Here is a 9,890-nt window from a genome sequence, read left to right as displayed (position 1 = left end):
ATTTACGGACGGATAAACCATCCGGTTCGCCTATAACGAAGTGAGAATGGCTGTGCCATACGCACGATAGTGTCATACACTGCTAAATCACCGTGTGGATGGTATTTACCAATTACATCCCCCACAACACGTGCAGATTTAACGTGTGAGCGGTTATAAGTATTGTTGTTTTGATCCATCGAAAACAACACTCGGCGGTGTACGGGTTTTAATCCATCACGTACATCGGGTAACGCTCGCCCAACAATAACGGACATGGCATAATCGAGATAAGACGTTTTTAGTTCGTCTTCGATACTGACGGGGGTAATATCTTTGGCTAATTCGCTCATTGAAATTTCCTAATCAAGTTTGTGAAAAAGAAGCCTTCATTTCATTTATTTCTAAAGGCAAAAATTGACCAGATTATAGCATAAAAGGTAGAAAAATGGCGAAAAAAATGGCGACCTTAAGCCCGCTAAACTGAAGGGAAACATATTACCATAAGAATTTTAATGCCGTTCTACAATAGGGAATATAAACCATATTTGAGGATTAAAAAGCCTACCGAGTTTAAAATGTACCTTTAAAGCTTTGATATAGCTCAAAAGTAATTACGTTGATTTTTAAGTATACCTTTAAAAAAGAAACTCTAGATCTTAATATATTTTTATATATAATGCTCTATCCAAAAATTAATTACATTTTCTCAAGGAATGATGAAGAAAAATTTATTAATCCCTTTTCTTTTTTTGCTTCTTATTGGATTGAGTTGGTTTTCTCTTTCATGGGGTAGATTTTCTATTCCTTTAACAGATGTATTAAATGTACTTTTCGGTCAAAGCCAAAATGAAATTCAACACAATGTTATTTTTCATTTACGTTTACCACGCATCTTAGCGGCAATTTTAGTGGGTTCAGCGTTATCAGTCGCAGGCACTGTATATCAAGGCATTTTTCGCAATCCCCTTGTTTCACCAGACATTTTAGGCGTATCAAATGGTGCTTGCGTGGGCGCAGCTGCCGCCATTTTGCTTGGTTCAAGCATACTTGGTACTCAAACTTTTGCATTTTTCGGTGGTTTAATTGCCGTATTGCTTACCATGAATTTACCCCGCTTAATTCAACGAGATTCAACTATAGTCCTTGTGCTTTCAGGCATTATTGTATCGGGTTTTATGATGGCGACATTAGGTTTAATCAAATACCCTGCCGATCCTGAAACTGAACTTACAGATATTGTATATTGGCAATTAGGTAGTCTAACTAAATCTAGCTACGGCAATCTTCTTTTACTCTCGCCAATAATCTTAATTACCACGGGTATATTATTAGCAATGCGTTGGCGTATTAATGTGTTGTCATTAGGCGATCGAGAAGCCAAATTAATTGGCGCAAATATTCGTTTAGAACGCGGCGTAATGGTCTGTTCCGCGACCTTATTAACAGCTTCGGCAGTCTGTCTAAGCGGAACAATAGGTTGGCTAGGTTTAGTGATTCCTCATTTAGCCCGTCTATTTATAGGCAATAATAATGTCAAAAGTTTACCGCTCTCTGCGCTAATTGGTGCAATTTTCTTGTTGCTTGTGGATACATTGGCACGCAATCTTTACATTCAAGAAATTCCGCTCGGTATTATCACTGGCTTTATCGGTGCGCCATTCTTTGCATGGGTATTAATTAAGCAAAAGGTGGTGGAGTAATGTTGCAGGTAAATAATCTTTATTATTGGCACAATGTAGAAAATTCATTGCTAAATGGTGTAGATTTAACGCTTAAGCAAGGGGAATTACTTACTATTCTTGGTGCCAATGGCCGTGGCAAATCTACTCTATTAAACTGTTTAGCGGGTTTGCTAACACCAAAGAGCGGTCAAATTTTATTACAAAATGAAAATCTAACTTCTCTTTCATCAAAACAAATCGCACAAAAGATAGCTTATGTCTCACAACAAAGCCCGCAAACTTATCAGTATAAAGTTCGGGATTATGTTGTGCTAGGTCGAGCAGCACATTTAGGAATGTTTGATAAACCAAGTGAGAGTGATTTTGAATTGGTCGATCAAGCTTTGAATAAACTGGGAATTAGTCATTTTGCAGAAAAGATTTATATGCAAATGAGCGGAGGGGAAAAACAATTAGTCAATCTTGCTCGAATTTTAGTACAACAGCCTCAGCTTATTTTATTTGATGAACCGACTTCAGCCTTAGATTACGGCAATGTATTTAAAACCTTAAGTTTAATAAAAGATCTTCCTTCAAGAATACGGCAACCTTCCCTGCTACGCCTCAACCTTATTTCTCTTTACTATGACCGCTAAAATGGCTTTCACCAAGCTCAATTTGGCTATCAAAAACTTCATCGACTTCAAGGATTAAATGATAGCTAATTACTTTAGGACTAATCTACGTCAGCCTCTTTTCCTATATATAAAAAATTAGACACAATCTACACTCCACCAAATCAACGCCCATTTTTTCTGTCCGTGAGAAATTGGTTCGTTGTTGGCTTGTTTACAATTGTAAAAGGCTTTTAAACCTTGTTTTTCTTTTTCGGAAAGTTCGCCTAAAGAAAATTCCACCGAGGCTAATAAATCCTCGTAGCTTTCACCTTGAAAACAACCCGATTCCGTTTCAATAAAATTCAAATTTGCTTGAATGCCTTTTTGATACAACCGATTGAGTAAATAAATATAAGTGGGGAAACCAATATCTTCACGGCCAATCGCCTCAAATACGCCCTCATCTAAGAAATGGCGTTGTGTGACAGAAGTCAAAAACACACGTTTTTTCGCTTTGGCGCAGAGTTTTTCGATCATATCGTCCAAATCGTCCACCAACGTTGAACGAGATGCCAACACCACATCAGCTTGTGGCACATCATCCCAATTCTCTGCCCAAGATTTATGAAATGTCGTCAGATTATGCAAACCAAATTTTTGCTTAAATTGTGCCAAGCAATCTAACATTCCATTGCTATAATCCAAGGCATATACCGTTGAGCCTTGTTGTGCGAGAGGCACAGCCAAGGTACCGGGGCCACAACCAATATCCAACACAGTTTCATCGGCTTGCACATTCATAGCTTGCAATAATTGCTGATTATATGCTGAAGGTTTGCCGACTAAATTTTCTGCCATTTTCACAGCTTTTTTATCCCATTTTGTCGGAGGCAAATTGTAATGATTACAAGCGATTAAGTGTTGTTGATAAAGTTCAGCAAAATTGATGTCGTAAATAGTCATAGTGATTTTTTAATGTGATTATTTAAATGTTGATGTAAAAGTTCGGGCGAAGTGCGGTAGATTTTCGCCAAGTTTTCTAAGGTTAATAAATGTTTTTTATCGCCTTGTTGAAAGCCAAATTGTTGATCAAGCAAAACAATATTATCTCCTAAAAATGCCGCTTGTTGTGGATTATGCGTGCTAATAATAAGCGCAATATTTTGCTTTTGCAGTTGTTTTATTTTTTCTAACACTCGAATTTGATTACCAAAATCAAGGCTGGAAGTCGGTTCATCCATAATTAAAAGTTTGGCTTGTTGAGCAATCGCACGGGCAATCAACACAAGCTGTTTTTCACCACCACTTAATTGATGATAATAACGATGCACAAGATGAGCAATGTCTAACTCTTGCAACGCCATTAATGCTAAATCCAAATCAGATTTTTTCGGTGTTTGATACCACTTCAAAAAAGCACTTCTTCCCATCATCACCATATCCTGCACTAAAAAAGGAAATAAATGAGAATGTGCTTGTGGCACATAAGCAATATATCGAGCCAATTCTGTTGGTAAATAATCAGAAAGTGATTTTCCTTGCCAAAAAATATCACCACCAATAGGCGGTTGTAAACCAAGTAAGGTTTTCAAAAACGTACTTTTGCCTGCACCATTTGCACCAAGCAAACAACAAATTTGATTTTCAGCTAGAGTAAATTGAATATTTTGAACCAATGTTTTTCCTTCATAGCCAATGGCAAGATGTTGGGTTTCGAGTAACATTATTTTTGCCCTCGCACTAATAAATAAAGGAAAAATGGCGCACCACAAGCAGAAGTAAGAATACCAAGTGGCAGTTCAATCGGAGCAATCGTGCGAGCCAGCGTATCAGTAAGTAATAAAAAAGACGCACCAAGCAATAAGGATGTCGGCAATAAACGAATAAAATTTGCCCCCACCAATAATCGTGCGATATGCGGCACCAATAAACCAACCCAGCCGATAATCCCTGTCATTGCCACCACACTTGCCGTACAAAGTGTGGTGAATACAATTAAAATCCAACGAGTACGTTTAATCGGTACGCCTAGCGTTTGTGCTTCATCTTCATCAAGAGACAGCAAGTTTAACCGCCAACGCAATAAAAAAATGGGAATAATCCCTAGCAACAACATCGGGATCAGTTGAATTAAGTCTTGTTGATTAATAGCCGTCAGGCTACCAAGTAGCCAAAAAGTGATTGAAGGTAATTGAGTGAAAGGATCGGCAAGAATTTTTAACAAAGAAATGCCTGCGCCAAGTAAAGAACCAATTGCAATCCCAGAAAGCACTAGCACTAAAATAGGATCTTGAGTACGGCTTCTAGAGGCAATAAGCGATACACATAACACAGCTAAAATACCACCGCTAAAAGCAAAGAGTTGGATATAAACCATTGACAAATTATAAAAAATTGCCAAACTTGCCCCAAAACCTGCGCCCGCTGAAACGCCTAAAATATCTGGCGACACAAGTGGATTTTTAAACATACCTTGATAAGTTGCGCCCGCACAAGCAAGTGCAGCACCTATAAAACAAGTGGCAAAAATACGTGGCAAACGAATTTGCCACAATACTGTTTGTTCCGTGTTTCCTTCACATTGTCCGTTGAACCGGCAACTTATCGTCTCCCAAAGTTGGCTAGGTGAAAGCGGATATTTTCCCACATTCAAGGCTAGTAAAATACTGCCAAGCAACAATCCCACTAACAAGATAAAAAAACAAACGTGGCGAACGTAAAAGAAAAGTCGATCTCATCATTTTACTTGAAACAACTTAAGTGCTTGTTCATTGGTTAAGTCAATGTGATAGAACAATTTATAGAAACGTTGCATTTCAGGTACAAAGTCAGCATTCGCCTTGCCACTCAAAATATGTTGTAACCAACGTACGCCTAATAAACGGTTTAAACTTGGCGGCGAATCAATCCAACCAAATGGTGTATGCGGCACAAAGAAAACTTGCTGATTTTTCACCGCACTTAATTCTTTCCACTGCGGATTGTTTTCAAGATCTTTATAAAACTCATCATATTGAGTGAAAATCATTTGAGGATTCCACAATAAAAGCTGTTCCATTGAAACTTGAGTTAAGCCTTTTTGATCTCCCTCTGCGACGTTTTCTAAGCCAACCAATTCCATTGCTTCCGTATGAATCGAACCTTTTTGACCAGTTTGCAAGCCATCCGCATTACGCGCTAAATACGCTGTTTTATGATGTTGTTTAGCAAAATCTCGTGCTTGTTTCAGTGTGTCTTCCGCATATTTGGCTTGTTCTTCAGCTTGTTTTTCGTTACCAAGCAATTTACCTAATTTACGCAATAAAGCGGGTGTTTCACTTAATCTTCCATCTAACAACAAATAAGGTACTTGAGTTTGAGCAAAAGTGCGGTCAGCTTGATCTTTATAATTCGGCGCAACATTCCCCACATCAATAATCAAATCAGGTTTTAATGCAACGATTTTTTCTGCTGAAAGCGTACTGCCTTTTCCTGCAATTTTGCCGAGTGTGGGTAATTTTTTAATCTCCCCTTCAAATAACGCACCTGCTTTTGATTCCATTTTAAAGCCAGCAAAGCCTGCTAATTTTTCATGTGCAACAGCAAGTAACAACACATCACTCGGATTACCTGCGCTTAATACTTTTTCAATTTTGGCTGGTTCAGGCAAGATGCCCACTTGATAAGTTAAATCTTGAGCACTCACTTGCAAGGCAAAAAGTGCGGTGAAAATCGTAAGCATTTTTTTCATTTTAGCTCCTTAAAAATGAGAAATAATGATGAATTTTATAACATCATTATATTTATTTAAATATAACGTAGCAAAAATAGGCAAAACAGTTCTATAGTAGAAACCATTGTATATTTTATTACATAAGTTTATTTCGTAGAAAAGGATAATTCAATGAAATTTGAAGTGATTTATAAATTTTTCTTAGTGTGGGGATTAGCCTTAAGTTTGCTTTTTGTTGTTGCAAGCGGTATTTCAATGTGATTAGGCTTTCCTTTTGCTCAAGCCTTAGATATTCATCTTTTCTTTGCCGGATTTTCTGTATACCGAAATAATGGCTCGACAGGGTTCTTTTTCTTCTAAATAGCGTCAATAAAGGTTTCGGAAATGTTCTCCGCCGTTTCGCCGCCATACACATATTCCACATAAATTACCCCGCTGGCGTAGCCAGTAATTACATACCGCCACACTCCGTTGCGGTTTGACTTTTGCCACATTCGCTGGTTTGTTTTTGTAGAATTACTCGCCTTCCATTATGCACAACCGATTGCCTTTGCCAGTTTCTTTTGGTAATACAGAACACACAAAGACGGGTCGATTTGACAAACGTGGTTCGGGTGCCAGTTTTGCAACTGCGCTATAGGGGTAGGGCGTAACAGCTGGCCAGAGTGCAAATTGGCATTGCGTAATGTACGCTCCACTGAACTTGCCGAATAAGGGCGAACTTCACCTGTTTTCTCGTCCATTTGATATTTCCCCTTATCGTACCAGACTTTACGACCGCTTGCTGATCCACACTAAAATACCTTGCCTATTCTCTACGGTTAATCCCGTGTAGAAAGAAATAAGCCCTTGCACTATCAAGAGTTTACAGATGGATTGCCGACCTTGTTATTCAGCCGCATCAAGTCGCTTTCTGCACCGATAGCCGAAGCTACGCCCTTGACGTGGCAGAGCGTACTTTTAAAAAGCTCAAACGCGACACGGCACGTTTCATCCTCAATCTGGCTGTCGGCAATGCAGAGCTTATCCCAGAAATGCCAGTAGAAGTGGTTGGCTTTAAAACCGAGATAGATAGCTTTAGATGGTTGATAACACAAGTTACGCACAACCTCACGAAAGATAGGGGATTTACTAGCAGTATTAAGTGTGAATTGATGGTAGAGGAAATTAACAACGAATAATAACAATCGCCACTCAAAAACAAAAACGCCTTGCATTTTACTGCAAGGCGTTGATTTTAAAGGGTTTTTAAAGCGTTAAATTTCGCTTTAGATATTAGCCTTTGTATTTCCCTTACGTCTTATAAATCAATAACTTACTGATTTATAAAGAGATTTCAAAGGAAAATGACGGAAAATAGAAGAAAATAGAAGAGCCTAATCGCCACTTAATCGCCACCGTTTGAGCGGTTTTCTAATGGGTTAAATGTGAGGGCGGTTTCTAGGTGTGAGGGAGCAAAATGAGCATAAATCATCGTCATTGTAATGTCATAATGTCCTAGTATGTCTTTTAAGACCAGAATGTTACCTCCGTTCATCATAAAGTGCGAGGCGAATGTGTGCCGTAGAATGTGGGTGAGTTGATTTTCTGGCAAGGTGATTTCCGCTTTTTCTATCGCTTGTCGGAAAGCAAAAGCTGTCACACCTTTGAAAAGTTGCCCGTGTGTTTTAGGTAATTCGTTATAGAGTGCTTTTGAAATAGGCACGGTGCGATTCTTTCCACCTTTGGTTTTGATGAAGGTAACTTTATACGGAATCAGTTGTGAGCCTTTTAGGTTTACCGCCTCCGACCATCTTGCCCCCGTTGCAAGGCAAAGTTTGACCACGAGCAATAAATCATGCTTGATTTGCTCGCATGCTCGCAACAAGCGGTCGATTTCTGGACCTCGTAAGAAGGTAAGTTCTTTCTCTTTTTCTCTGAATTGTTTTAAGCCATTTAGCGGGTTTTCGCCCGTGAATTTACCAAAGCGTTTGAGTTCGTTGAACATCGCCTTGAAAATGGAATGTTCAAAGTTGATGGTGCTTTCTTTCACTTTTGTTCGCTGTTTGACATTTTGAAATACAATCTCGCCATTTAGGCGTTTTTTGCGATATTCAGCAAACATTTCAACGGTAAAATCTTTTGCGTAAATATCTCCAAATGCTTGAGCCATCAATGACAGTTTTTCCCGATATATTTTGCCACGTGCAAGCGTTTGCCCGTGTAGGTCGTACCATAATTGCACGAGCTCAGAAAGGCGTTTAGGCTCTTCTGGTGCTTGAGTAGTAATAAACTTATAAAGAGGTGAATTTTCTTGTTTGAGGGCGTTATAGTAGCGTGTGGCTTCGCCTTTTGTATCAAACCATTTTCTTTTGCGCTTACCTTCGATGTAGGCTTCTGCAAGCCATTTTCCTTTGCTTTCATCTTTACGAACTGCCATGATTGCCTCCTAAAACTTCCCAAACCGATCTCGTTGCATATATAACTGCTCAAACCGCTTATTACATATAGTAAAAAGCCCTCGTGGGGGCGTTTTGCTAATTTTGTAGCTTAACTAAACGATACGATTGATCTTTATGGGTTGGCTGTTGAGGGAACGCAAGTTCTAATAATCCTTCTTCTACGAATTGTTTTAAATGGAGACGTAGAGCGGAATCGTTCATTCCTAATAATTCCGCTAAAGCTCGTTTTGAAACGAATTGATCTTCACATAGAGAGAGAACCAAACCTTTTAATTGTCTAGCATTTTTTTTCTTTAACTCTATAAATCGTTTTGGTATACGTGCTTTTAGCGTTTCCAAATAATCAGGATTTAGCATGGAAAGTTCATTGATAATGACTTTCCCATCTTTGATAATTCGTCTTTTTTCATCTAAATCAAATTCATAATAGACAAGTGTTTTCTGTTCAGGCTGAGTAGCTTGTAAGTTAGCTTGTAAGTTAGCTTGTAAGTTAGCTTGTATAATACGGTTGATTGTTACCCTTATTTCCACATTTCCCACTGCTCATTTTTCTGCCTGAAAAGGTTTACACTTGCCATAACCAAATTATTAAGAGGAATGGTTATGAATATAAATAAACTTAATGCGTTAAAAGCGGTTGAGCATTATCACGGTTATTATATGTATGAATCAATCGACAGTTGTCTTTTAAGCTCTATGCTCAGTGTTTATTGTTTCGGTTATTCCATCCCTAGTTGGGGCTGGGTGGTTTGCTTAGGTTTTAGCCTTTTATTGTTTTATTTAAAAAGAAAACACCGAAAACAACTTGAAGCTAGACTCAACCAGTTGATTTAGTGATGAATTCAATGAGTTGAATTATTCTTTCCACAAAGTCAGTCGTTGTATTGATAACCCCAATCACCGCAAAAGTAACCATTACGCCATCTTTTGCTTTTCCTTTCGCTTTTGCCCACCGCCCCACTTTGGTAATTTCTTGTTCTAGTGGGGTGGCGTTTCCTTTCTCTACTCTTTTTTCGATTTCCGCATAAGCTGGCGTGTGAAAAAGTGCAAAATCTTCGGGATTGTCACTCTTTTCTAAATGTTGTTGCCATAGGTGTACACCCTCAATAGGAAAAGTGTTTAACAAGCGGTGCAATTCTCTGGTTTGTTTGCTAAGGCTTGCGGGTATGTGTTGTTTGTGCTGCAATTGAATTCGCTTGAGTTTATCTTGCAATTCAGTTGGCACAATCTGGTTGTATGCTGCCTGTATGGTTTGGATTTGCTGGTAGATGGGCGAATCAAACCATTGTCGCACGCTTTCGGGTATTGCCGTTCTTATTTCCTCACCCCACCCGTCTAATCTTCCCTTGCAAAAACTCTACTTTGCCGTGGATGAAAAATTCATATTCATTCGAGGCGTCAATTTCCCATTTTTCGTAGAATTTATTATCAGATAAGACTAACAGCCTACGACCCGCTCGCTGTAACCTTTTTACAT

General features: G+C 38.7%; 11 protein-coding genes and 3 pseudogenes. 5 read left to right on the top strand and 9 right to left on the bottom strand.

Annotation, left to right across the window (positions count from 1 at the left end; all coding sequences use genetic code 11):
• Nucleotides 1-32 precede the first annotated feature (32 nt).
• Nucleotides 33-332: pseudogene (locus tag KH943_RS07280) on the bottom strand (DNA gyrase subunit A); the annotation flags it as partial.
• Between the two features lie 363 nt (nt 333-695).
• On the opposite strand from KH943_RS07280, the gene KH943_RS07275 reads away from it, so the two are divergent.
• Complete coding sequence (locus KH943_RS07275; protein ID WP_304109548.1) at nt 696-1,682, top strand: FecCD family ABC transporter permease; 987 nt, start codon at nt 696-698, stop codon at nt 1,680-1,682.
• Nucleotides 1,682-2,233, top strand: a pseudogene (locus KH943_RS07270) (ABC transporter ATP-binding protein); the annotation flags it as partial. The gene KH943_RS07275 and the pseudogene KH943_RS07270, both read left to right, overlap by 1 nt.
• 183 nt (nt 2,234-2,416) lie before the next feature.
• On the opposite strand, the gene KH943_RS07260 reads toward KH943_RS07270, so the two are convergent.
• From KH943_RS07260 to KH943_RS10150, 5 genes and pseudogenes are all read right to left on the bottom strand, one after another.
• Nucleotides 2,417-3,223, bottom strand: coding sequence for a class I SAM-dependent methyltransferase (locus KH943_RS07260; protein ID WP_304109545.1), 807 nt, complete (start codon nt 3,221-3,223; stop codon nt 2,417-2,419).
• Nucleotides 3,220-3,984 (bottom strand): ABC transporter ATP-binding protein, encoded by a 765-nt coding sequence (locus tag KH943_RS07255; protein WP_304109542.1) that lies wholly within the window; start codon nt 3,982-3,984, stop codon nt 3,220-3,222. Before KH943_RS07255 ends, KH943_RS07260 begins: the two co-directional genes overlap by 4 nt.
• On the bottom strand, nt 3,984-4,946 hold the full coding sequence (locus tag KH943_RS07250; RefSeq protein ID WP_304109551.1) for a FecCD family ABC transporter permease: 963 nt from the start codon (nt 4,944-4,946) through the stop codon (nt 3,984-3,986). Before KH943_RS07250 ends, KH943_RS07255 begins: the two co-directional genes overlap by 1 nt.
• 51 nt (nt 4,947-4,997) lie before the next feature.
• A complete protein-coding gene (locus tag KH943_RS07245) occupies nt 4,998-5,990 on the bottom strand; it encodes an iron ABC transporter substrate-binding protein (RefSeq protein ID WP_304109539.1) in 993 nt (330 codons plus the stop codon).
• A 341-nt stretch (nt 5,991-6,331) separates the two neighbouring features.
• A pseudogene (locus KH943_RS10150) lies at nt 6,332-6,715 on the bottom strand (transposase); the annotation flags it as partial.
• On the opposite strand from KH943_RS10150, the gene KH943_RS07235 reads away from it, so the two are divergent.
• Nucleotides 6,658-6,807, top strand: a complete 150-nt coding sequence (locus KH943_RS07235) for a hypothetical protein (RefSeq protein ID WP_304109533.1) — start codon at nt 6,658-6,660, stop codon at nt 6,805-6,807. The pseudogene KH943_RS10150 and the gene KH943_RS07235 overlap by 58 nt on opposite strands.
• 109 nt (nt 6,808-6,916) lie before the next feature.
• Nucleotides 6,917-7,153 (top strand): hypothetical protein, encoded by a 237-nt coding sequence (locus tag KH943_RS07230; RefSeq protein ID WP_304109532.1) that lies wholly within the window; start codon nt 6,917-6,919, stop codon nt 7,151-7,153.
• Nucleotides 7,154-7,359: 206 nt separating this feature from the next.
• On the opposite strand, the gene KH943_RS07225 is transcribed toward KH943_RS07230, so the two are convergent.
• Nucleotides 7,360-8,391 (bottom strand): phage integrase, encoded by a 1,032-nt coding sequence (locus KH943_RS07225; protein WP_304109529.1) that lies wholly within the window; start codon nt 8,389-8,391, stop codon nt 7,360-7,362.
• 97 nt (nt 8,392-8,488) lie between these two features.
• Nucleotides 8,489-8,953 carry a hypothetical protein gene (locus KH943_RS07220; protein ID WP_304109527.1) on the bottom strand — a complete coding sequence of 155 codons (465 nt, stop codon included), beginning with the start codon at nt 8,951-8,953 and terminating at the stop codon, nt 8,489-8,491.
• A 63-nt stretch (nt 8,954-9,016) separates the two neighbouring features.
• Between KH943_RS07220 and KH943_RS07215 the strand changes: the two genes are divergently transcribed.
• Entirely contained in the window at nt 9,017-9,247 is a 231-nt protein-coding gene (locus KH943_RS07215; protein ID WP_304109524.1) for a hypothetical protein, read from the top strand.
• On the opposite strand, the gene KH943_RS07210 is transcribed toward KH943_RS07215, so the two are convergent.
• Nucleotides 9,231-9,707 (bottom strand): hypothetical protein, encoded by a 477-nt coding sequence (locus tag KH943_RS07210; protein ID WP_304109521.1) that lies wholly within the window; start codon nt 9,705-9,707, stop codon nt 9,231-9,233. The two genes, KH943_RS07215 and KH943_RS07210, sit on opposite strands and share 17 nt — an antisense overlap.
• Nucleotides 9,708-9,890 lie beyond the last annotated feature (183 nt).

Origin of the sequence: Haemophilus parahaemolyticus (assembly GCF_018373095.1) — a bacterium.
Taxonomy (GTDB): Bacteria; Pseudomonadota; Gammaproteobacteria; order Enterobacterales; family Pasteurellaceae; genus Haemophilus_A; species Haemophilus_A parahaemolyticus_A.
This window is presented reverse-complemented; position numbering and strand designations above follow the sequence as displayed.